Source organism: Microbaculum marinum, from assembly GCF_037855135.1.
Classification (GTDB): Bacteria; Pseudomonadota; Alphaproteobacteria; order Rhizobiales; family Tepidamorphaceae; genus Microbaculum; species Microbaculum marinum.
Genome location: NZ_JAZHOF010000004.1, coordinates 358,724 through 379,386, shown reverse-complemented (window position 1 = coordinate 379,386; position 20,663 = coordinate 358,724). Strand labels below are relative to the sequence as shown.

21 protein-coding genes are annotated in these 20,663 nt (G+C 65.0%); 11 read left to right on the top strand and 10 right to left on the bottom strand.

The features are described 5' to 3' along the window. Positions 1–108: 108 nt before the first annotated feature. The gene (locus V3328_RS11770; RefSeq protein WP_340329852.1) at positions 109–1,314 is read right to left on the bottom strand and encodes a trypsin-like serine peptidase; all 1,206 of its coding nucleotides are present in this window, start codon (positions 1,312–1,314) and stop codon (positions 109–111) included. 209 nt (positions 1,315–1,523) lie between these two features. Beyond that, on the bottom strand, positions 1,524–2,726 hold the full coding sequence (locus V3328_RS11765) for a pyridoxal phosphate-dependent aminotransferase (RefSeq protein ID WP_340329851.1): 1,203 nt from the start codon (positions 2,724–2,726) through the stop codon (positions 1,524–1,526). Positions 2,727–2,972: 246 nt separating this feature from the next. Between V3328_RS11765 and V3328_RS11760 the strand changes: the two genes are divergently transcribed. The 6 genes from V3328_RS11760 (at position 2,973) to V3328_RS11735 (ending at position 6,711) form a co-directional block, all read left to right on the top strand. Beyond that, the gene (locus V3328_RS11760) at positions 2,973–3,389 is read left to right on the top strand and encodes a BA14K family protein (RefSeq protein ID WP_340329850.1); all 417 of its coding nucleotides are present in this window, start codon (positions 2,973–2,975) and stop codon (positions 3,387–3,389) included. Positions 3,390–3,454: 65 nt separating this feature from the next. Continuing rightward, positions 3,455–3,763 carry a hypothetical protein gene (locus V3328_RS11755; RefSeq protein ID WP_340329849.1) on the top strand — a complete coding sequence of 103 codons (309 nt, stop codon included), beginning with the start codon at positions 3,455–3,457 and terminating at the stop codon, positions 3,761–3,763. A gap of 177 nt (positions 3,764–3,940) precedes the next feature. After that, on the top strand, positions 3,941–5,239 hold the full coding sequence (locus V3328_RS11750; protein ID WP_340329848.1) for an NAD(P)H-dependent oxidoreductase: 1,299 nt from the start codon (positions 3,941–3,943) through the stop codon (positions 5,237–5,239). 318 nt (positions 5,240–5,557) lie between these two features. Further along, positions 5,558–5,800, top strand: a complete 243-nt coding sequence (locus V3328_RS11745; protein ID WP_340329847.1) for a hypothetical protein — start codon at positions 5,558–5,560, stop codon at positions 5,798–5,800. Then, entirely contained in the window at positions 5,800–6,012 is a 213-nt protein-coding gene (locus V3328_RS11740) for a hypothetical protein (protein ID WP_340329846.1), read from the top strand. The genes V3328_RS11745 and V3328_RS11740 overlap by 1 nt, the downstream gene beginning before the upstream one ends. A 129-nt stretch (positions 6,013–6,141) precedes the next feature. Then, positions 6,142–6,711 carry a hypothetical protein gene (locus V3328_RS11735; protein ID WP_340329845.1) on the top strand — a complete coding sequence of 190 codons (570 nt, stop codon included), beginning with the start codon at positions 6,142–6,144 and terminating at the stop codon, positions 6,709–6,711. On the opposite strand, the gene V3328_RS11730 is transcribed toward V3328_RS11735, so the two are convergent. Beyond that, complete coding sequence (locus tag V3328_RS11730) at positions 6,705–7,259, bottom strand: SRPBCC family protein (RefSeq protein WP_340329844.1); 555 nt, start codon at positions 7,257–7,259, stop codon at positions 6,705–6,707. The two genes, V3328_RS11735 and V3328_RS11730, sit on opposite strands and share 7 nt — an antisense overlap. Before the next feature lie 130 nt (positions 7,260–7,389). On the opposite strand from V3328_RS11730, the gene V3328_RS11725 reads away from it, so the two are divergent. Then, the gene (locus tag V3328_RS11725; RefSeq protein WP_340329843.1) at positions 7,390–8,532 is read left to right on the top strand and encodes a PQQ-dependent sugar dehydrogenase; all 1,143 of its coding nucleotides are present in this window, start codon (positions 7,390–7,392) and stop codon (positions 8,530–8,532) included. Between the two features lie 16 nt (positions 8,533–8,548). Here V3328_RS11725 and V3328_RS11720 read toward each other — a convergent pair whose 3' ends face one another. Further along, the gene (locus V3328_RS11720) at positions 8,549–9,223 is read right to left on the bottom strand and encodes a potassium channel family protein (RefSeq protein WP_340329842.1); all 675 of its coding nucleotides are present in this window, start codon (positions 9,221–9,223) and stop codon (positions 8,549–8,551) included. A 138-nt stretch (positions 9,224–9,361) separates the two neighbouring features. Further along, positions 9,362–9,898, bottom strand: coding sequence for a helix-turn-helix domain-containing protein (locus V3328_RS11715; RefSeq protein ID WP_340329841.1), 537 nt, complete (start codon positions 9,896–9,898; stop codon positions 9,362–9,364). 341 nt (positions 9,899–10,239) lie between these two features. On the opposite strand from V3328_RS11715, the gene V3328_RS11710 reads away from it, so the two are divergent. Beyond that, positions 10,240–11,715 carry a porin gene (locus V3328_RS11710; protein ID WP_340329840.1) on the top strand — a complete coding sequence of 492 codons (1,476 nt, stop codon included), beginning with the start codon at positions 10,240–10,242 and terminating at the stop codon, positions 11,713–11,715. A 310-nt stretch (positions 11,716–12,025) separates the two neighbouring features. Here V3328_RS11710 and V3328_RS11705 read toward each other — a convergent pair whose 3' ends face one another. The 3 genes from V3328_RS11705 to V3328_RS11695 all read right to left on the bottom strand — a co-directional run bounded on the left by V3328_RS11705 (position 12,026) and on the right by V3328_RS11695 (position 15,518). Further along, on the bottom strand, positions 12,026–13,264 hold the full coding sequence (locus V3328_RS11705) for an MFS transporter (RefSeq protein WP_340329839.1): 1,239 nt from the start codon (positions 13,262–13,264) through the stop codon (positions 12,026–12,028). 58 nt (positions 13,265–13,322) lie between these two features. After that, positions 13,323–13,928: a glutathione S-transferase family protein gene (locus V3328_RS11700; protein ID WP_340329838.1), complete on the bottom strand. Its 606-nt coding sequence runs from the start codon at positions 13,926–13,928 to the stop codon at positions 13,323–13,325. A gap of 120 nt (positions 13,929–14,048) precedes the next feature. Continuing rightward, complete coding sequence (locus V3328_RS11695; RefSeq protein ID WP_340329837.1) at positions 14,049–15,518, bottom strand: MATE family efflux transporter; 1,470 nt, start codon at positions 15,516–15,518, stop codon at positions 14,049–14,051. 236 nt (positions 15,519–15,754) lie between these two features. Between V3328_RS11695 and V3328_RS11690 the strand changes: the two genes are divergently transcribed. Both V3328_RS11690 and V3328_RS11685 read left to right on the top strand, forming a co-directional pair. Then, positions 15,755–17,371 carry a GMC family oxidoreductase gene (locus V3328_RS11690; protein WP_340329836.1) on the top strand — a complete coding sequence of 539 codons (1,617 nt, stop codon included), beginning with the start codon at positions 15,755–15,757 and terminating at the stop codon, positions 17,369–17,371. A gap of 5 nt (positions 17,372–17,376) precedes the next feature. After that, entirely contained in the window at positions 17,377–17,817 is a 441-nt protein-coding gene (locus tag V3328_RS11685) for a hypothetical protein (protein ID WP_340329835.1), read from the top strand. A 138-nt stretch (positions 17,818–17,955) separates the two neighbouring features. Here V3328_RS11685 and V3328_RS11680 read toward each other — a convergent pair whose 3' ends face one another. After that, a complete protein-coding gene (locus V3328_RS11680) occupies positions 17,956–18,516 on the bottom strand; it encodes a tetratricopeptide repeat protein (protein WP_340329834.1) in 561 nt (186 codons plus the stop codon). A 116-nt stretch (positions 18,517–18,632) separates the two neighbouring features. Then, positions 18,633–19,508 (bottom strand): class I SAM-dependent methyltransferase, encoded by an 876-nt coding sequence (locus tag V3328_RS11675; RefSeq protein ID WP_340329833.1) that lies wholly within the window; start codon positions 19,506–19,508, stop codon positions 18,633–18,635. A gap of 91 nt (positions 19,509–19,599) precedes the next feature. Here V3328_RS11675 and V3328_RS11670 point away from each other — a divergent pair, with 91 nt between their 5' ends. After that, on the top strand, positions 19,600–20,472 hold the full coding sequence (locus tag V3328_RS11670) for a DMT family transporter (RefSeq protein ID WP_340329832.1): 873 nt from the start codon (positions 19,600–19,602) through the stop codon (positions 20,470–20,472). Positions 20,473–20,663: the final 191 nt, after the last annotated feature.

Here is a 20,663-nt window from a genome sequence, read left to right as displayed (position 1 = left end):
AACCTGGCAAGGGGGCGGGAAAAATAACGCCGCCGACATGGCTGCCGGCGGCGCGGGCGTTGCGTGTTCGCGAGGTGCCGACCGGAGCCGCGCCCCGTCACGTCTCGCTCAGCAGTACTTCTTGTACTTCTTGCAGGTGAACTCCATCACGGCGCCGATATTGCCGGCTCCGTAACCCCCGTAATTGTTCTTCGGATACTCCTTGTTGGTGCCGAAGTACGAGGCGCCCTGATAGTTGTAGCCGACCTGGGTGGAACCGTAGCTGGTGACGCCGATGACGGTATTGGGAGCAGCCTGGTTGCCCAGCGATGCGCCGTTGGGGTTGACGTCCGGAACGGTGCCGAAGTTCGCCATCCACGGGCCACCGCTGGAGCCGCCGGTCTGTGCGGAGCCGATCTGCGTGCCCTTGAGCTGCCCGTCCTTGATGAACCAGCCGACGGAGTCGGTGCGCTGCATCTGGTAGCCGCCGTCAAAGGCGAGCGGATATCCGAGCTGCGTCACCTGGACGACGTTCATGTTGTTGAGGAATTCGGAGTTGTTGTAGCTGTAGCCGTTCCAGCCGTAGCCGTACCAGCCGACGATGTTGCCCGCGAACTTCTTCTTCCTCTTGTTGAGGACGATCGCGGCGATATCGTTGTTGCAGACCACGCCGGGCGCGCTGGGATGGCAGGTGTCCGTTCCTTCGACATAAGGCGTCGGCACTATCAGGTCCTTGGCCTTGTACAGGCCATACGGTCCCTTGTTCCTGTTGGCGCTGTAGTTCGCGGGGATCCACTGGACTTCGTCGGCCCAGCCGTTGGCGCCTTCACCGTAGAAGAACACACAGTGCGCGGCGGTGATCAGCACGCTCTTGCCGACCAAGGAGGCCGTGCAGACATACCAGTCATTGCCCCAGCGCGCGTAGATCTTCCCGGTGGCGCGGTACGGAGCGCTCGTGACCGGGGTCATCTTGACGTTCTTCGAGTTGCCCAGGCTCGTCACCGCGACCCGGGCAGTCGTGTAGACAGCCGACGAGCCGCCATAGGCTTCAGGCGACGACGCGTCGGGTGCGTTGGAGGCGCCGGCGGCGCCATCCATCGGAAGACCGGGGGCTTTGGCGGCGGTGCCCTCGAAGACGCTGGGATCGACCAACGGCATCGGGCTCCTGACGGTGTCGGAGGGTTCGCCGGCAGCCGTGCTTTCGAGTTTGTGGCCCGGGGCACCGACGGCGGACTTGAACCCCGCAGACTGCGCGTCTGCGGAATGGCTGCCAAGCAGCGCGCCCCCCGAGGCGAGCAGGCAAGTGTAGGCGAGTGTTCGCAGGAAACGGCTCATCGTGAGTCCTCAATATGAAGATGTAATGGGCAATACAGACAGGCGGCGTCCAGCGGCCGCGGCGGCACCTTACGCGACGCGATTCAGCCGTACAACAAACACTTTCGAGGGCCGCGACTTTTGGTCGGGCGACCTGCTGCCGGCCCAGCGCGGCCAACGGCCTCGCTCCGGCAGCAGGACCAGCCTGCCTGCGCCGCGAGGCAGGGAACCTATCGCAAGCCGCCGCAGAAGCGCTGGATACGCGTGCAGGCCTCTTCAAGCGCGTCAGTCGAGGTGGCGTAGGACACGCGGAAGAACGGCGCGAGGCCAAAGGCCGAACCCTGGACGACCGCGACGCCTTCCTCTTCCAGCAGTGCGGTCACGAAGTCCTCGTCGTTCGCGATGAGCTTGCCGGCGGCTGACGTTCGGCCGATCGTGCCAGCGCAGCTCGGATAGACGTAGAATGCGCCTTCCGGAGTAGGGCAGGCGATCCCGTTCGCCTGGTTCAGCATCGAGACGACCAGATCGCGGCGCTCCTTGAAGACCGCATTGTTCTTCGCGATGAAGTCCTGCGGGCCGTCGAGCGCCTCTATGGCGGCATACTGCGAAATCGAGCACGGATTGGAGGTCGACTGCGACTGGATGGTACGCATCGCCTTGATCAGGTTCGCCGGCGCCGCTCCGTAGCCGATGCGCCAGCCCGTCATCGCGTAGGCCTTCGACACGCCGTTGACCGTCAGCGTTCGCTCGTAGAGGCCGGGCTCGACCTGAGCGATGGTGGTAAACTCGAACTCGTCGTAGACGAGGTGCTCGTACATGTCGTCGGTCATGATCCAGACGTGCGGATGCTTCATCAGAACGTCGGTCAGCGCCCTGATCTCGTCGCGCGTATAGGCCGCACCGGATGGATTGGATGGCGAGTTGAAGATGAGCCACTTTGTCTTCGGCGAGATCGCGGCCTCGAGCGCCTCCGGTGTCACCTTGAAGCCTGCTTCCACCGACGTCTCGACGGGGACCGAGACACCGCCGCACAGGGCTGCCATCTCGGGGTAGCTCACCCAGTACGGCGCCGGCACGATGACCTCGTCGCCCGGATTGAGCGTCGCCATGAGGGCATTGAACAGTACCTGCTTGCCGCCGGTGCCGACGCTGATCTGGGAGGGTTCGTAGGTCAGGCCGTTCTCGCGCTGAAGCTTCCGGGCGATCGCGCCCTTCAGTTCGGGGATGCCGTCGACGATCGTGTACTTGGTCTTGCCTTCGGCGATCGCCCGGATCGCGGCGTCCTTGATGTTCGCCGGGGTATCGAAATCCGGCTCGCCGGCGCCGAGCCCGATGACGTCGCGACCGGCGGCTTTCAGTTCCTGAGCCTTGTTGGTAACGGCGATGGTGGCGGACGGCTTTATGCGGCCAAGTGCGTCGGCAAGGAAGGCCATGACCCGTTTCTCCCGGGGCTTGCGTGAGGGCTGCGATGGAAACGGCGCGGACCGTAGTGGCGACCGGCTTGAGGCGCAAGTGGAAAGGCCTTCCGGCAACGCTGTTCGGCCGCAGGATTGCCGCGAAATGGCCATGCAACGGGGAGGCCCGTTAAGCGTTTGTTTACTCAGATGATGCGCGTCGCGGCCCGAGGGGTATCGGTGGTCTGCCGGCCGGACAAGATGCGCCTGACACAGGAGAGCGCCATGAATTTGCGTACACGCTTGCTCACTTTAGGCGCCGCCTTGGCGATCGCAGCGGCCCCGCTGGCCGCCTCGGCGGAATCCTTCAACCGCAGCCCGAACTGGAGCGGCCCCGGCAAGAGCTACGGCCCCTATCGTCCGGGATACAACCACCATCCCAATCCCAACTACTACGGCTACGGGTGGCGATACGACCGTGACGACAACGGGGCGGCGGTCGCAGCCGGCATCGCCGGGCTCGCGGTCGGCGCAATGATCGGAAGCGCGGCGTCTGCCCCGGCTCCGGTCTATCGGCAGTCGACATCGATGCAGCCCTGGTCCCCGGCCTGGTACCAGTATTGCGAAAGCAAGTATCGCTCCTTCGACCGGAACAGCGGGACGTATCTCGGGTACGACGGCCAGAGACACTTCTGCCAGTAGTCCCCCGAACATGCTGCGGCGGGGCCACGGCCTCCGCTGCAGCGACAATCGGAAAGGAACCGATCATGCGTAAGTCACTGATCCTTGGAGCTGCGATCGCCCTCGGAATGGCTTCCGGCGCTCCGGCCCTGGCGGAATCGTTCCTCCCGCACACGGAAGACACCGGCACGAGCTGGAAGGCCTGGCACAACGAGGTCTACAACCAGCAGCGGTCGCGCTACCTCTATCCAGGCGGCCGTGTGCCCGGGCAGGCCTACAGCGCCCCCGGCGATGTCTATGGAGGCACTCCCGCACCGTACTACATGCGGCCCCCGCAGGTCGTTTACGTGCCGCAGGGCGCCTATACATACCAGCCTTACCCTCCCGGGTACTGATCCCGGGCCGCGCCGGCGCCGACTGAGAGCGCCGGCGCGTTGGGTCCATGGAAAGTGGCCCTGGCGTTCCGGCAAGTCCGGAACATTTCCAAAAATCGGATTAATGGCCGCCAATTCTGGCGTCGTCACACTCCATCCGCTAAGGCGTTCCCTTGATAAGCGCGGAGAGGGACGCTCATGAACCTGATGGCATTGCTTGCGGCGCGACGGGAGGCCGGCGCCCCGGTCCGCGTGGGGCTTATCGGCGCGGGAAAGTTCGGGTCGATGTTCCTCGCCCAGGTGCCGACGATAGTTGGTCTCGATGTCTCCGCGATAGCCGATCTGGACATCGAAAAGGCAAAGGCTGCGTGCCGGACGGTCGGATGGAGCGAGGAGCGGTTAGAGGCGACGGCGTTCGGCGAAGACGGTTTGGCTCTCTGCGACCGCGACGACGTCGAAGTGGTGATCGAGGCTACCGGAAATCCACGGGCGGGAATTGCCCATGCTCTGGCCGCCTTCGAGGCCGGCAAGCACATCGTCATGGTCAACGTGGAGGCGGATGTTCTTGCCGGACCGGCGCTTGGCAGGCGCGCACGTCAGGCGGGGGTGGTGTATTCCATGGCCTACGGCGACCAGCCGGCACTGACCTGCGAAATGGTCGACTGGGCTCGAGCTTGCGGCTTCCGCGTGGTTGCGGCGGGCAAGGGCACGAAGTACCTGCCGTGGTTTCACGAGGTGACGCCGGACGACGTGTGGGTCCATTATGGGCTGACGTCGGAGCAGGCCGCCGCGGCCGGCATGAATGCGCAGATGTTCAACTCCTTCCTGGACGGCACGAAATCCGCAATTGAGATGGCCGCCATTGCCAATGCGACCGGTCTCGCGGTTCCTTCGGACGGATTGCAGTTCCCGCCCTGCGGCGTCGACGATCTGGCGCATGTGCTCAGGTCCCGCGAAGAGGGCGGGGTGCTGGAAGCGAATGGCATGGTCGAGGTGGTGTCGAGCCTGGAGCGGGACGTCCGGCCAGTGTTCCGCGATCTCAGGTGGGGTGTCTATGTCGTGCTCGAGGCGCCGAACGACTACGCGGCGGCCTGCTTTCGCCAGTACGGATTGCGGACGGATGCCAGCGGCCGCTATGCGGCTATGTACAAGCCATATCACCTGATCGGCCTGGAGCTTTCGATCTCGGTGCTCAACGCAGCGCTCCGCGGCGAGGCCACCGGTGCGACGCGCATCTTCCAGGGAGACGTCGCGGCGATCGCGAAACGCGACCTCAAGGCTGGCGAGATCCTCGACGGGGAAGGCGGGTACACGGTCTGGGGCAAGCTGGTACCGGCCGCAAGGAGCGTCGATCTTGGGGCGCTTCCGATCGGACTGGCGCACGGCGTGAAACTGTCGACCGATATTCCGGCCGGCGGCATGGTCACGTTTGCGGATGTTTCGCTGGCCGACAACCTTGCAGTGATGATGCGGCGCGAAACCGAGGCTATGGCTTGACCTTACGCGTCCCCCCGCGATCGCCGATACAGTTGTGAAACAGACAGTTACGATTTGGTAACGGAAAAGCCGCAAAAGCGCCGCTGTTTCTGTCCGTTCATGCCCATATCCCGGCCAACCGAAGCCGGAATGGTCCGCTCTCTTCGCGTCCAGTGTTCGTGAGCAGCCGGACCGGAGGGTCGAACGATGACAACCACCAGAACGCATCAGGCAACTGGCACAGACGCCGCATCCGGCCGGACCACCGGAGGCGGGGTCTTTCGTGCAGCTCTGCTGGGGCTCGCGTTGGTCTGCGCCCTGCCGGCGGCGGCACCCGCCATGGAACCCGACGGAACCATCCAATCCGATGCTACCTATCAGGTCGCGTTCCTGGGCATGTCGTCACCGGCGCTGACTCCCGGCCTGCCGCCGCCTCAACTCGTCGGCCAGCCCTCCGGAGAGGGCACGGTGATGAGTACCCGGTCGGTTGCCGCCGGACTCATTCTCGTCCTGTTTGCGGGCCTGGCCGCATTGACCTTCACTATGTGGCGCGATCTCGGTCGCCGGGTCGGTGTGCGCTGATGCCGGAGGAGAGGCACGGCCTCGGGTGGTGGCTGCGGAGCGCCGGACCGGTCGAGCGCGTCGTAGTCGCCACGCTGGCCGCGATATTCGTGGTGGGAGTGATCCTCATAGCGGAAGGACTTTTGTCGCAGGAGCAGATCGTCCAGAGCAGCGTCTCTGCGGCTCCGGACCGGCTCACCGCGGCAGCGCCGGACGAGTTGCGACAGCAGTAGCGGACCGGCCTGCGGCCTTGCGCCACATTCGCGCCTTGGAATCTGTCCGGCTCCGACAAGAAGCCGACCAAAGCGCGCCGGAAAGGTAAGCGCATATGGGTGCTCGTCTGCATCCACCTGGAGAGTTCGATGTCGCCCCGTTCCGCCGTCGGGCAGCTCGACCGGAGCACTGGCAGTGGCTCCGCATCGGCTGCCGCGTTGACAGGCAGAGTACGGTCAGTAGCCGACCGTTTTCATTTCGACCTTGCGATCATGTTCATGGTGACCGCCATGATGGCCCTGGCCGGCCAGGTGTCCGGAGCGGCCGCTGATCCGGCCTTCCCGGACGGCTCCGACGCTGGTGTGCAGGTGTTGTCGGTCGATGCCGGAGGAACCGGCCTGCCTCCGGTCGAGATGGATGGTACCGCGGTGGTCAGCTACGTCACGCCGTCCGCCGCTCCCGCACCGGCTGCCTTCGAGAACGCCCCTATGGTCCGACACTGGACCTTGCGCGACTCGGTCCCCGTCCGGACGATCAACGCGGATGTGGGCAGATCAGAGGCTCGCCCGATGGCTCCGGTGTTCGTGCAAGGGCAAACCGGTGTTGCGGTGTTTTCCTGGCGCGAGATCGTGTTCGCGGCGCTGATCGTGGCGTTTGCGCTCGGTGCCTTGCTGGCCCTGACTGGTGGCGGCGACAGTCATCGCACGCGGAACTATTGAGACGCGGACGGCCCGCTCTCCACCCGTTCCTTCAGCCGCGCCAGACCCTTCTCGTAGTCGTTGCCCACCCATCGGTCGAACATCAGGCCGAACCATCGCGCGACCGGGTTGACGCCGAGATCCGTCCGGAAATCCCAGGTCACCTCCGTGGCTCCCTCGTTCGGCGTCAGGGTAAGGCCCGCCTGAGCGGTTCCCATCTCGCCGAAGTCGAGCCTGGTCTCGACGGACCGGCCAGGATCAATGGCGATCACTTCCTGGGTTCCCGAGCCCACCTGTTCGTGTGCGCTCGACCAGTGCATCGTCTGGCCGACGCCGGAGTCGGCGCCTTCATAGGCGTAGGTGGTTCCCTGCGGATCGATGCCCGCCCATGGCGACCACTCGTTGAACCGCCGCAGATCCGAGACATAGGGCCATACTGCGCTCGCCGGCGCGCTGATCACAACCGATCGGCTGACCGAGACGTAGCGAGGCAGGAATATCAATCCGACCGCTGCCAGCAATGCGGCCATGATCACCAGTGCGACGACGAAGCGGACGATCCACCGCATGAGGATTCCTTGTTGGCTGCGGGAAACGTACTCCTCGGCCGGGATTGCCGTCGGTCACGGTTCTGTTATCCGGACCCGGTTTTTCCCTGCCGGCCACGCTCTAGATGAGGGGCATGACCGGAGGATGGCGATGAACAGGGTGATTGCGGCGCTCGCGGGTCTCGGCCTTGCGGCTTCTACGGTCCAGCTGGCCGCAGCCGATGAGGTGACCGTCGAGTCCTCGGCCGGACCTCTGCACGTAGAGACGGTCGCGGAAGGCCTCGACCATCCCTGGTCGTTGGCCTTTCTTCCCGATGGCGCGATGCTGGTGACAGAACGGCCGGGCCCGGTCCGTCTGGTGTCGGCGGATGGCGAGTTGTCGGAACCCCTCGCCGGGGCGCCGCGGACACGCGAGTGGGGGCAGGGCGGAATGCTGGACGTCGTGCTCGACCCAGACTTCGAGTCCAACGGAACCGTCTACATGTCCTTTGCGGAGATAGACGGCGGTGTTGCCGGCACGGCCGTCGCGCGGGCGCAGCTCGTTCGCGACGGCGCGGCCGCTCGGTTGGACAACACCCAGGTCATCTTCCGGATGAACCGGAAAACCAGTACCACACGGCACTTCGGCTCGCGCCTGGTGTTCGCACCGGACGGCACGCTGTTCGTTACCGTCGGCGAGCGCGGCGCCATGGACCGCGCCCAGGATCCAAACGACCACGCGGGGTCGGTGATCCGGATCAATCCCGACGGTTCGGTGCCCGCGGACAATCCCTTCGTTCAGGGTGGGGGCCTGCCGGAAATCTGGTCCATCGGTCATCGCAACCCGCAGGGGGCGGCGCTCAACCCGGAGACGGGCGAGTTGTGGACCGTGGCGCATGGCGCCCGCGGCGGCGACGAGATCAACATCCCGAAGGCCGGGCGCAACTACGGCTGGCCCGAAATTTCCTACGGCACTCATTATTCCGGAGCGAGGATCGGCGTCGGCACTTCCAAGGAAGGGATGGAGCAGCCCGTTCACTATTGGGACCCGTCGATTGCGCCTTCGGGGATGGCCTTCTACACCGGCGATGCGTTCCCGGAGTGGCAGGGGGACGTCTTCGTCGGCGCACTGAAGCTTCAGTATCTGGCCAGGCTGGACCTGGAGGGCGAGGAGGTAGTTGGCGAGGAGAAGCTGCTGACCGGGCTCGGCGAACGCATCCGCGATGTCCGCGAGGGGCCGGACGGCTATCTGTACGTGCTGACCGACGCCGACGACGGGCGTATCCTGCGTATCAGACCGGCAGTGACGGATTGAATATCCCCGCAGTGTCCTACCGCGGGTCCGATTTCAGAAGACTGACCACCCGGCCGACCAGAATAGCGAGATAAAGCGTTCCCTGGGCGGCTTCGACGCCGGTGCAGATGCGGGCAAACGGATTGGCTGCCGTGATATCGCCGTAGCCAAGCGTGGTGATCGTGACCAGCGAGAAATACAGGAGTTCGCCGCGCACATCCTGTTCTGCGATGGCAAACCGGAACGATCCGGGCGTCCAGTACTCCAACTGCATGTAGAACAGCGCCCAGACCACGGCGAGCAGGAAATAGCCGAACACTGCCCCCGCCAGCGCGTCGATATCGGCTTCCGGTGAATAGATCAGTGCGCGCAGGGTGATTCCAAAGACGGTAACGCCGAGCACGATGGTGATGGCCAGCAGCGGTGCGTCGAACGTCGCCAGCACCGGTGAGTCGCGCAGCCAGCTCACCACCATCCAGATCGCCACCAGCCCGTAGGCGAAATACCTGATCCGCGCCGGCGGTGCGGAAACGTAGACCGCGCCGCCGAGCACGATGGCGAAAAGGGTTGTCAGGAACAGGGCGCCGAACAGGTTCTCGTCCAGCAGCGTCTCCAGGAACAGTGTGGCGACGAGCATCGTCAGCAGCAGGCGGAACCGCCATTTCTCGATCATTTGGACGAGTGCCACGAAGGGTCTGAAGGAGGCGGTCATGAGGCCTGTTCAGCGTGCGGGTGGGGCTTGGTCACATGGGATGCTAAAGGCTCACCCCGCTGAGCTTCAACCTGTGGAACGGCCCAATGCGCGGTTCGCGCAGTCGCCGGCATTTGCCGGCGGCGAGGACCCATGACGCTAGTCCTCCGGCAGGTGCCTGATGTCCATCGCCTGAGCCCAGAGGCGGGCCTGTTCGATCCGGCGTCGCTGGGCGGCCGGCAGCCTCTTTTCGCCGCCGGCACCGGCGACGATCGCCTCGATCATCCTTTCGGCTGCGGCTGAATAAGGCCCAGATATCCCGGAATGCAGGATGCTCTGCAGGATTTCGGACCCCATTCCGGAAATGTTTGCTTCAGGCGCCGATTTCCCGGCCTCGTAGGCGGCATCACCCTCGCGGGCGACCAGGTACGGAGCGGGCTCGTCGCCCATGTGCCTGCCGCGCGGAAGATTCCTGGGGGTCGGGTCGTCGCTGTCGGCAAGCAGGTCGGCAATCTCACAATCCAGTGACGCCGCGATGCGCGAGAGGACGTTGAGCGTGGCGCTGGTCTTGCCGCGCTCGATGCGGCCGAGATGCCGGGGCGCAATGTCGGCTTGCGATGCCAGCGCCTCCTGCGAAAGCGCCCTCGACAGCCGAAGGCGGCGAATGTTCCGACCAGCTTTGGCCTCGGGGTCCATAGCAAGGAATTAAAAGTGACAAATCAGTCCGGCATCCAGGAAGGAAAGGTCCTTTTTGAAAGCCGGTGGAGCCTGCGTTCCAAAGAGACGCGAGGGGACGCGAGCGCAACTACATCAATAGATTGTGGCTCGTGCAGGCGCTTCAGGTAAACCGGCAGGAATCATATAACATTCTGAAAAATAAGGGGAAATCATATCTCTAATCGAGAAAATTTGGGCGTGGATCAGTGTTGCACAGACGCAACACGATCGGCGATATCGCCTAGGGTTACGTATTAGAAGTTGCAGGTCATTTTAAACGCAACCTAAATGTCCTGACCGATTCACGGAAAGGGTGAGACATGAACTACATAAGGAATGCCTTCCTCGGATCTGCCGCGCTGCTGGTGGCAGCCACCGGGGCTCAGGCCGCCGACATGATGATGGAAGTGAAGGCGCCGCGGGAGCCGGTGTACCGGTGCGACATAACCGGTTTCATCGAACTGCCTGGCACCGACATCTGCTTCAAGGTCGGCGGGTTCGCGCGACTGGTGGTGGTCGGCGCCCAAGACAACTGGTTCGGCGATGCGTTCTACCGGCCCGATCACATCATTCCGGACGGGCATACTCTGATAGACCGTTTGCAAATGTATGGGCAGGGTCGTGTGAACTTCGACGCCCGCACGTCGACTGAGTACGGCACGGTGCGTGCCTTCGTCGAACTTCAGGCCACGGACGATGACACCCGCACCGGCGGTGCGGCGAATCTGCGTCACGCTTTCGTTCAGTTCGGCAACTGGACGTTCGGCAAGACGTGGTCGACGTTCCTGCATCTCGATTCGTCGGCAACCACCACCGACCCGTACGTAATCATCGGCGACAACTTCATGCGCCGGAACCAGATCCGCTATACTCAGTCGTTCGGCAATGGGTTCTCGGTTTCGGTCGCTGTCGAAGATCAGGAGTATACGACCCCTATCTCGGTGAACGCGGGCGGCGCCGGTCTGCTCTACATCGGGCCTCCTGGGGGCCCGACCCTTTACCCCGCTGGCCCGTTGATTCCGAGCCTTTCGGCCGTCAACGACCGCAATTCGATGCCGGACATCGTCGCCAACATCCGCGTCGATGGCGATTGGGGTAACGCCCAACTGTCGGGTGCCATCCACAACAACCAGTTCCGGAATGTCACTGTAGGCTTCCCGCCTCAGGCGGCACCGGTTCAAGGCAACCAGACGGACTCCGAAATCGGCTGGGCTGCCCTGTTCGGCCTGGTGATCAACACGCCATCGATCGGGGACGGCGACTTCTTCTCCTTCAAGGCAATCTACACGGACGGCGCGCACCAGTACTTCCAGGACAGCTTCGGGGGCGCCGGAATCGGCGGTGGCGGTGTCGTGAATACAATTTGGGGACAGTGCACCCCCGGGGCGCCTGCATTGGGCAACTGCATTGTCGACACGGTAACGACCTGGTCAGTCCTCGCCGGCTTCACGCATAACTGGACGCCGACATTCAATTCGACCCTCGGTGGCGGCTACGGCAGCGTGGATGTTCCAAAAGTGCTGACCACCTACGGACCCGCTGTCCCGTTTGCATTGGGGACCACCGGGACGGCCGATCTGGATACAAAGTTCTGGCAGGTCTATCTCGACTTCGCCTGGACTCCGGTTCCGCGGACCACCTTCCAGGTCGACCTTGTCTACGGAAATGCAGATTACAACTATCCGCAGTGGAATGGCGCAAACAACTGCGTCGGCCCGGTCGCGGTGTGCGGACCGCTCGGCAGCGACGACGACGGTGCCTTCTCCGCAGCATTCCAGGTTACCCGCTCCTTCTAGTCATTCATCCTGACCTCCGAAGGAAACGGGCCCGAGGCCCCGGCATGCGCGAGATGCCGGGGCCTCACCTTTGTGAACTGCACTGCCGAGACAGGTGGACGCCACGACGAGAGGCGACCTGCTTGATTTGGTCGCTTTTCTCTGTGTCGGCCGCATCGTCGTTGCGACCAGGTCGAGATAGAAGAGCGAACAGAACTGCGTGCCGCGGCTGAGCGCAGTGAAGGCTCTTTTCCTGCCCAGACGCATGGGCGGGGAAACTGCCACCTCGGCCCCCGGACTTGAAGGACTGACCGTCCGTTCCGGACCACGACTAAATCGCCGCCGTTCGCATCGTGCGTGTCTTTCCCAGGATCATCAGCATGATCGCGATGTTGAGCAGGTTCCAGGCGATGCCGTTCAGGAAGGCGGCGCGGTAGGATCCGGTCAGGTCGTAGATCCAGCCCGACAGCCAGCCGCCCAGCGCCATGCCGATGACCGTCGCCATGATCACCACGCCGACGCGCTGACCGGCTTCCCTGGCGGGCAGGTACTCCCGGACGATGATCGCGTAGCTCGGCACGATGCCGCCCTGCGACAGGCCGAAGATGAACGAGACGACGTAGAGCGAGGCCAGTCCGTCGAACGGCATGTATAGAACCAGCGCCAGGCACTGCCCCACCGAGCCGACGAGCAGGGTGCGCACGCCGCCGATCCGGTCTGCCAGGAATCCCGAGGCCAGCCGGCTGGCGACCCCGCCGACCAGCATCAGCGACAGCATCTCGGCGCCGCGCGCGACGCCGTAGCCGAGGTCGGCGCAATAGGCGACGATGTGAACCTGCGGCATCGACATGGCGACGCAGCAGCCGAGTCCGGCAATCACGAGCAGGATCTGCAGGGCACGTGGAGACAGGCCGATCGTCCGCACCTGTTGCGACGCTGCGACCGTGCCGGCAAGCGCATCGCCGGCGTTCACTTCGACCGGTATCCGGCGGCGCAGCAAGAGCGACAGGGGCAACATGATCGCCAGGCAGACGATGCCGATGATGATGTAGGTGGTCCGCCATCCCTCGGACACGAGTACACCCTGCAAGGCGGTCGGCCAGATCGCGCCGGCCAGGTAGTTGCCGCTGGCGGTCGCGGCGACGGCGACGCCGCGGCGGGCGCGAAACCAGTGCGAGATATCCGCAATCAACGGACCGAAGGTCGCGGAGGTGCCGATGCCGATCAGCACGCCCTGTATGACGGCAAACTGCCAGACGCCGGTCGACAGGGCCGCCAGCACGAACCCGGCCGACAGCGCGACCGATGCACCGATGACCGGCAGGACGATGCCGAGCCGGTCGACATACCGGCCGATCAGGACGTTGCCGAGCGCAAAGCCCAGCATCGTCGCCGTGTAGGGCAGCGAGGCCGTGGCGCGGTCGACGTCGAACTCGGCCTGAACCTTCGGCAGGACCACGACGACGGCCCACATGCCGACGCTGCCGGTGGTGGCGAGCAGCACCGACACCGCCAGACGGAACCACGCATAGGGCCCGTCGAAGACCTCCGAACGCGCGCGCACGACCATGCTCTCTCGGATCAGATTGCCGGCATACGGGTCGGCGGTGGATCGCCCCGTAGCGATCTCAGCCGGTGGGGTTCGTCTCCGCGAAGGCCGGCACGGTCGCGGCGAATGCGTCGAGCCAGCCGACCAGCTTCGGGTGCCCGTCGCGCCATCGTCCCTCGAACCTGAGGTCGAGGTAGCCGAGTGCGCAGGCAAGCGCGATATGACCGACATGCGGCGGCTTGCCCATCATCGGCGGTTCCGGCTCGAGGGACGCCAGGGTACGGGTCACCTTGGCGGCCTGTCGATCGAGCCAGGGCTGATACACCATCTCCTCGGTGCGGAATCGCCGCTCGTAGACCTGGAGCAGGGAGGCATCCATCATGCCATCGGCCAGGGCCTGCAGGCGCAGCGCGGCGAACCGGGCCGGACCCGTGGGGATGATCTTTCCGCCGCCGGCCAGGTCGTCGAGGTACTCGATGATCACGCGGGAATCGAACAGGGTGGTCCCGTCCTCGAGAACCAGCGTCGGGATCTTGCCGAGCGGATTCTGGCTCAGCAGTTCCTCATCCGGGGTGTTGCTGTCGGCCGGCTTCATCTGGACCCTGTCGTCCAGCTCGAGAATGCCGAGAGCGATCTTGACCTTGCGGCCGAAGGGGGAAGGACCGGCGGAACGCAGGATCATCATGGCGGGGCTCCGGGAGCTGGTGGTGGCAGGGCGACGGACACACTAACCGCACAGGGTACGGTTTGTCATCGGGCCCGTGCGAATGGCGTCCACCGGCCCCACGGGCGGCTGCGCCGGCAGTCAGGCGGCGGCAAACTTTGCCACCAGGCCGAACCGCTCCCGCCGACCGAAACGGTGCAGCGCGAGGCCTGCGACGATTCCCAGCCCGAGAATGAATCCCACCCAGATCCCGACGGCGCCGTAGCCGGCGACGAAACCAAGGACGTAGGCGAGGGGCGCACCGCAGATCCAGTATCCGAAGACGGCGAAGCCGAGCGGTACGCGGGTGTCGTTGAGCCCGCGGAGGACACCGAGGCCGACCACCTGGGTGCCGTCGAAAAGCTGGAAGATGGCAGCGACTCCGAGCAGCGATACCGCGATCGGCAGCACGGCGGCGGCATCCGGGTCGCCGGTGTCGAGGAACAGGCTCGCCAGAGACTCGGGAGCAGCCCAGAACAGGATCGCGGACAGCGACATGAAGGCGATGCCGAGCAGCAGTGCCGTCCAGCCGGCGCGGCCGATCCTCACCGTGTCCGAACTGCCGGCGGCGATGCCGACGCGTACCGTCGCGGCCTGGCCGATTCCGAGCGGCACCATGAAGGCGACGGAGGCGCATTGCAGCGCGATCGCATGGCCGGCGAGAGGCAGGGGCCCGAGCCAGCCGACCATGAGCGTGGAGGCCGCAAAGAAGCCTTCCTCGAACATCAGCGTGAAGGCGATTGGCAGACCGAGGCGGCCGATCTGCCGCAGACGTTCGAAATCCGGCCGCCAGAGCCGGATAAAGACCTTGTAGTGCCGCGTCCGCGGGTGCAGTGCCACATAGACGGCAAGTATCGTGAACCCCAGTGCGTTGATCACGGTGGTGGCGACGCCTGCGCCGACGATCTCCAGCCTGGGGAAGCCCCAGTTGCCGAAAATCAGGGCGTAGTTGATCGCGCCATTGCCGGCGATGCCGACGCAGGTGACGAGAAACACGATGCCCGCCCGGTCGACGGTCGCCAGCAGGCCGCGCAGGACCATGATGCCGAGTACGAACGGCAGGCTCCACGCGGCGTAGGCGAGATAGGCGCCGGCGAGCCGCGCCGCCTGCGGATCCTGGCCGACGATCAGCAGAACCGCCTCGCCGTTCAACAGGATCGCTATCCCCGGCACCGAGACAATGCCCACCGCCCACAGGCCCTGGCGGACCGTCCGGCGCACCGCGACCGCATCGTCGGCGCCATAGGCCTGGGCGGCCAGCGGCGCGACGGCCGCCGTGATGCCGGTGCCGAACAGCAACAGCAGGAAGTACAGCGTGAAACCGAGCGTTGCCGCCGCGAGCGGGCCTGCCCCCAACCAGCCGATCATGACGACGTCGGTCGTGTTGATGGCGATCGCACCGAGGTTCGACAGTACCAGCGGGATGCCGACCGACAGCGTGGCGCGCAATTCGCCCCGGCCGTCGAATGCACGCGGCGCGGCGGCGCTTGCCGTCGTGTGGTCGGGGGTCTCGGTCATGGCGGCCGGACAATGGCCGAATCCCTCGGCATTTGCCAGTGCACGGCCGTGCATTTCGCCCCGTCATCTGTCCCGGCGATGGTCGCCACCGGCAGGTCCAGCAGCGATCGGGATTGACCACGGGTGCCATCTTCGAAAGCCAAACCGGCCGAGCGGATGCCGAACCCCATGCGCGCGTGAGCGTCCAGGCTCGCAATCGACGATGCATTGACCCGTTTCCCCGGCCCCTGTCAGATTGCGAACGGGAATGGAGCGCGCCGGTCCGGCGTGGAGGGGAACGATGAATCACGATGGCATCTGCAAACGGATCGCGTGAGACGGCCGATGTCGTGGTGATCGGTGCCGGCGCGTCGGGCGCCGTCGCCACCAAGACGTTCGCCGAGGCCGGATTGGACGTCGTTTGTCTGGAGCAGGGAGACTGGGTTTCGGCCCGGGAGTTCTTCGGAGGTACGCCCGACTGGGAGGTGACGTCCCAGAAGATCTGGCATCCCAATCCCAACGTGCGCGGCCGCGCCGACGACTATCCGATCGACACGACCGAGTCCGACGTCAACCCGCTGATGCTGGCGGCCGTCGGCGGCAGTACGGTCATCTATACGGCGCACTGGCATCGCTTCATGCCGTCGGATTTCCGGGTGCGGACCCTCGACGGCGTCGCCGACGACTGGCCGTTCACGTACGAGGACCTCGCGCCCTACTACGACTTCATGGACGTCGAGATGGGAATTTCGGGGCTGGCAGGCGATCCCGCTTATCCGGAAACGCCGCCGCCGCCCCTGCCCCCCTTTCCGATCGGCAAGGTCGGTCGCAAGGCGGCGGCGGGAATGAACGCGCTTGGCTGGCACTGGTGGCCGGCGCCCTTGGCCATTCCCAGCCGGCCGTACCGGGGCCGGAGCCAATGCGCGCGTCGCGGCACCTGCACGCAAGGGTGCCCGGAGGAAGCAAAGGCGTCCGTCGATCTGACGCACTGGCCGGGCGCGCTGAAGGCGGGGGCAAGGCTGGTCACCGGCGCTCACGTCAGCCGTATCGAGACGGATCGGTCCGGCCGGGCGACGGGCGCGGTCTACACCGACCGGAGCGGCAACGAGCATTTCCAGGCAGGTCGCACCGTCGTCGTCTGCTGCAACGGCGTCGGCACGCCGCGCCTCCTGCTCAATTCGCACAGCGCACGGTTCCCGGACGGTCTTGCCAACCGTTCGGGCATGGTCGGGCGCAACCTGATGATGCATCCCTATGCAGCCGTCGTCGGGTATTTCGAGGAGGACCTCGAAAGCTGGCTCGGCCCTACAGGCGAGGCGATCCACTCGCTCGAGTTCTACGAGACCGACACGGATCGCGGATTCATCCGCGGTGCCAAGTGGAATGCGATGCCCTCCGGCGGGCCGTTCGGCATGCGCTCGGCCTATGGCGGCAAGCCGCTGGAAGACTCCTGGGGCATCAACCTGCACAGGACGACGGCGAAGCGCTTCGGTCGGTCGTTCGAATGGGGAATTATTGCTGAAGACCTGCCCGACCCGGAAAACCGTGTAGTGCTGCATGAGACGCTGAGGGATGGGGACGGTATTGCCGCGCCGAAGATCGTCTACCGGAACTCCGAGAACACCCGCCGGCTCATCGACTTCCACCTCGCCCGCGCAAAGGAGGCGATGGAGGCAGCGGGCGCCTACGAGATGACTACGACCGAGCTGATGCGCGACTGCGGCTGGCATCTGATGGGCACCTGCCGGATGGGCGACGACCCGCAGTCATCCGTCGTCGACGAGTTCGGCCGCTGCCACGACATCCCCAATCTCCATATCTACGACGGATCGGTTTTCGTCACCTCTTCCGGCTTCAATCCGACGGCTACGATCTGTGCGATCGCATTGCGGTCGGCGATGCATCTGATCGAAGCGCGAGGGGAATAGCGGCGATGAGCGATGAGCCTGCATCACTGTTGTTGAAACGAGACCGCGAGGTCTTCGCAGCGATCGCCGATGTCCTGATCCCGGCGGCTGAGGGCATGCCTTCCGCCACTGCCCTGGGAATCGAAGGCGAGCCGATGGACCATGTGCTGGCTCTGCGGCCCGAACTGGCAAACGATCTGCTGCGCGGGCTTCGGGCGGCAGCCGGCGCGCCTGATGGTGCGGCCGCGGCCGAACGGCTCAATCGCGAGGATCCCGCGGCCATGGGTGCAATCGGCCTGGTGGCCTCGGCCGCCTACTACATGCAGCCGCAGGTTTGGAAGCTGCTCGGCTATCCGGGGCAGACGCACAGACCGGTGCGCCCCGAGGAGGAAGACGACTTCCGCGAAAACGATCTGCTGCAGCCGGTGATCGACCGGGGACCGATCTACCGTCCGACGCCGGACTGACGCGTACGGTCTGGCGCCGGCCCATACTGGGAATAATCTGATGTCCTCGCGCATGAGGATGCCGGCGAGCTGCCTCGCCGGCCGATCAGTTGGTGCGACCGCGCAGCCTCAACCGGGTCGGATCCCGGGGGCGAGCGACTAGGATCGCCGCTCCAGCGCCTTCTCGTGGTCTGCGATTGCACTTGCCAGCAACCGATACTCCTCGCAGTCGGACCCGCAGCGCAATTCGATCTCCCTGAGCTGTTCCCTGGCAAGGTCGGGCTTGTTCAGGATCAGGTATGCCTCGCCGAGATACTCGCGAGCCTGCACATGATCGGGATCGGCGGCCAGCGCCTGGCGGTAGTATCCGAGTCCGACCTCGAACCGGCTCAACTGGCGGTGGGCGTAGCCCAGATAGGTCAGGACCCGCGGATCGTCCTTGTCTTCGACGAGGCTGAGCACCTCGATGGCTTCTCCGTACCGGCCGCTCCGGGCCAGCCAGGCGCCATAGGCGTACCGGCTCTGGTCGTCGAGACTGTCGCTGGACTGGCTGACGCACTTCCCCGTCTTTTCATCGAGCACCTGTCCGCGCGGGCAGGACTTGACCGGCGTACCGGTATCGTTTCCTCCCGCGGCCAGAGCGCCGCCGGCTCCGGCCGAGGCAGATATCAGGGCGGCCAGGGCGACTGCGACGAACCTTCGATGCGGCGATCTGGGCATTGCGGAACCTCCTCCGTTCGGCTGTAGCGGTATTCACTACGCATACCAACGCACGGGGGGACCATCGGAAAGGCCGTCCCCGCGCAAGAATCTCCGTACCGGCAGCGGACCTGCGATCAGCGCCTGCGCAGCAGCGCCCACATGTTGTCGCTGGTCGGCATGGCGCCCGTTGCACCATAGCTGACGTCGAAGCCCTGGCGGCCGGCCATGGCCCGGAGGCTCTCCGGCGTAAAGTAGTTGACGTGGTCGGGGAACCGGAAGCCGCACCACTTGCGGCCCGTGAGGCGGCGGTTCAGCGACCCGTAGTTCGGAACCTTGACGATCGCCACGCCGCCAGGTGTCAGCGTGCGGGCGAGCTCGGCGAGAACCTCGCGCGGCTGCGTCTCGTGTTCGAGGAAGGAGCGCAGCATCGCGGCGGTGAAGAAGCCGTCCTCGAACGTCCGGAGACCCTGCAGCGCCGGAGCGAGCACGCAGCGGCCGCCCCGCGTGGAGAAATGCCCGTCCGCCTGGGCGGCAAGTTCGGCCGAGATCTCGACCCCGAAGGGCGTATAGTCGGCAGCGAGCGTCATCGCCCGGCCGCCTTCCGCGCAGCCGATGTCGACGACGTTGCCCGGCGGGGCGTAACGCTCCGCAAGGCGTGCGATGTCCTTGCGCGGGAACAGGCGGTTGCGCTTCCTGAGCGACGCGCTGACCCGGTAGCTGACAGGGCGCTCGTCCGCGCGGCGGCGATTTTCGGATTCCCGGCTCTTCTCCCAGGACAGCGTATCGATCAGCGCTTCATAGCGCGGCACCGGGTCCAGATAGACGAAGCCGCAGGCGGGGCATTCCTTGATCGACCAGGGCGGCCGGGAGTAGCGGCCGCCGGCCACGTCGTCATTCGCCGCACCGCACGAGGGGCAGGAGCGGCGTGACACGGGCACGGGGCCGAGGGGTGTGTCGACGGTCTCCGGGGCGGCCCCGTCGGCTGATTTGCCGGTCGCTGTATCCAACATGGCCTTTCGCTTGCGCTATTGCGCCCCGTCCGTCAACCGCATCGATTGTCACGCATATTGCTTTGCGGGGTGCCACGGACTATCCGGGCGCGTGACCAGATCCCTCGCCAACCTGACGCTGCTATTCGCTGCCTTTATCTGGGGCACCGCCTTCGTCGCGCAAGCCACGGCGATGCAGGATATCGGCCCGTTCCTGTTCACCGGCCTGCGGTTCATGCTCGCCGTGCCGGCGATCCTGCCGTTCGCGATCAGGGAGGCGCGGCGCAATCCGCCGATAGAACGCCGCAACCGCAGGCTGATCGTCCTCAACGGAGCAGCCTTCTTCCTGGGCACGATCCTTCAGCAGATCGGCATCCAGTTTACCAGCGTCACCAATGCCGGATTCCTGACGGGGATCTACGTGGTTCTCGTGCCGTTCGCGGCATGGGCGCTGTTCCGGTCGATGCCGCACAGGATCGTGTGGCCGGCCGCGGCGATTTCGCTCGTGGGAACGTTCCTGCTGAGCGGCGGCGGCCTCGTGCCGCTGGGGCTGGGCGACGTGCTGATCCTGGCCGGTTCGCTGTTCTGGGCAGCGCAAGTGGCCCTGCTGGGCCTGTTGATGGCGCGGACCGGTCGCCCGGTGACCGTCGCCGTCGCCCAGTTCGCGATCGGGGCGGTCCTGTCGCTGGCGATCGCGCCGCTGGTCGAGCCGATAGCGATAGACCGGATCGCGGCCGCCGGCGTCGAGATCCTCTATGCGGGACTGCTGTCGGGAGGGATCGCCTACACGCTGCAGGCGATCGGCCAGCGCTGGACGCCCCCCGCCGACGCCGCGGTGATCCTGTCCTCAGAAGCCGTCTTCGCCGCCGTCGCCGGGGCGCTGATCATGGGCGACCGGCTGACGGCGGCGGGACTGGTCGGTGCAGGCCTGATCCTGGCGGCGATCCTGCTGGTGCAGCTGTGGCCGGGGCGAGGAAGGTCATAAAGATGGTTAGAGATTAAAATGAAAGAAGATGAATCTTGTCTGTTATCCTGAGTGAATAATTTTATTACGACGGAATGTATAGTTATTTTTTCTTGGAAAGATTTATAAAATAAGACAATATTTAAATATATGCTTTTCTAAAGAAGTTATTTCGTTTGAGGAAAATTGACTGATAAATATTATATGCGGTG

What these genes read in the sequence shown, in the direction of transcription:
- V3328_RS11770 (WP_340329852.1), bottom strand. Translation starts at nt 1,314, where the DNA reads ATGAGCCGTTTCCTGCGAACACTCGCCTACACTTGCCTGCTCGCCTCG.
- V3328_RS11765 (WP_340329851.1), bottom strand. Translation starts at nt 2,726, where the DNA reads ATGGCCTTCCTTGCCGACGCACTTGGCCGCATAAAGCCGTCCGCCACC.
- V3328_RS11760 (WP_340329850.1), top strand. Translation starts at nt 2,973, where the DNA reads ATGAATTTGCGTACACGCTTGCTCACTTTAGGCGCCGCCTTGGCGATC.
- V3328_RS11755 (WP_340329849.1), top strand. Translation starts at nt 3,455, where the DNA reads ATGCGTAAGTCACTGATCCTTGGAGCTGCGATCGCCCTCGGAATGGCT.
- V3328_RS11750 (WP_340329848.1), top strand. Translation starts at nt 3,941, where the DNA reads ATGAACCTGATGGCATTGCTTGCGGCGCGACGGGAGGCCGGCGCCCCG.
- V3328_RS11745 (WP_340329847.1), top strand. Translation starts at nt 5,558, where the DNA reads ATGGAACCCGACGGAACCATCCAATCCGATGCTACCTATCAGGTCGCG.
- V3328_RS11740 (WP_340329846.1), top strand. Translation starts at nt 5,800, where the DNA reads ATGCCGGAGGAGAGGCACGGCCTCGGGTGGTGGCTGCGGAGCGCCGGA.
- V3328_RS11735 (WP_340329845.1), top strand. Translation starts at nt 6,142, where the DNA reads ATGTCGCCCCGTTCCGCCGTCGGGCAGCTCGACCGGAGCACTGGCAGT.
- V3328_RS11730 (WP_340329844.1), bottom strand. Translation starts at nt 7,259, where the DNA reads ATGCGGTGGATCGTCCGCTTCGTCGTCGCACTGGTGATCATGGCCGCA.
- V3328_RS11725 (WP_340329843.1), top strand. Translation starts at nt 7,390, where the DNA reads ATGAACAGGGTGATTGCGGCGCTCGCGGGTCTCGGCCTTGCGGCTTCT.
- V3328_RS11720 (WP_340329842.1), bottom strand. Translation starts at nt 9,223, where the DNA reads ATGACCGCCTCCTTCAGACCCTTCGTGGCACTCGTCCAAATGATCGAG.
- V3328_RS11715 (WP_340329841.1), bottom strand. Translation starts at nt 9,898, where the DNA reads ATGGACCCCGAGGCCAAAGCTGGTCGGAACATTCGCCGCCTTCGGCTG.
- V3328_RS11710 (WP_340329840.1), top strand. Translation starts at nt 10,240, where the DNA reads ATGAACTACATAAGGAATGCCTTCCTCGGATCTGCCGCGCTGCTGGTG.
- V3328_RS11705 (WP_340329839.1), bottom strand. Translation starts at nt 13,264, where the DNA reads ATGGTCGTGCGCGCGCGTTCGGAGGTCTTCGACGGGCCCTATGCGTGG.
- V3328_RS11700 (WP_340329838.1), bottom strand. Translation starts at nt 13,928, where the DNA reads ATGATGATCCTGCGTTCCGCCGGTCCTTCCCCCTTCGGCCGCAAGGTC.
- V3328_RS11695 (WP_340329837.1), bottom strand. Translation starts at nt 15,518, where the DNA reads ATGCACGGCCGTGCACTGGCAAATGCCGAGGGATTCGGCCATTGTCCG.
- V3328_RS11690 (WP_340329836.1), top strand. Translation starts at nt 15,755, where the DNA reads ATGGCATCTGCAAACGGATCGCGTGAGACGGCCGATGTCGTGGTGATC.
- V3328_RS11685 (WP_340329835.1), top strand. Translation starts at nt 17,377, where the DNA reads ATGAGCGATGAGCCTGCATCACTGTTGTTGAAACGAGACCGCGAGGTC.
- V3328_RS11680 (WP_340329834.1), bottom strand. Translation starts at nt 18,516, where the DNA reads ATGCCCAGATCGCCGCATCGAAGGTTCGTCGCAGTCGCCCTGGCCGCC.
- V3328_RS11675 (WP_340329833.1), bottom strand. Translation starts at nt 19,508, where the DNA reads ATGTTGGATACAGCGACCGGCAAATCAGCCGACGGGGCCGCCCCGGAG.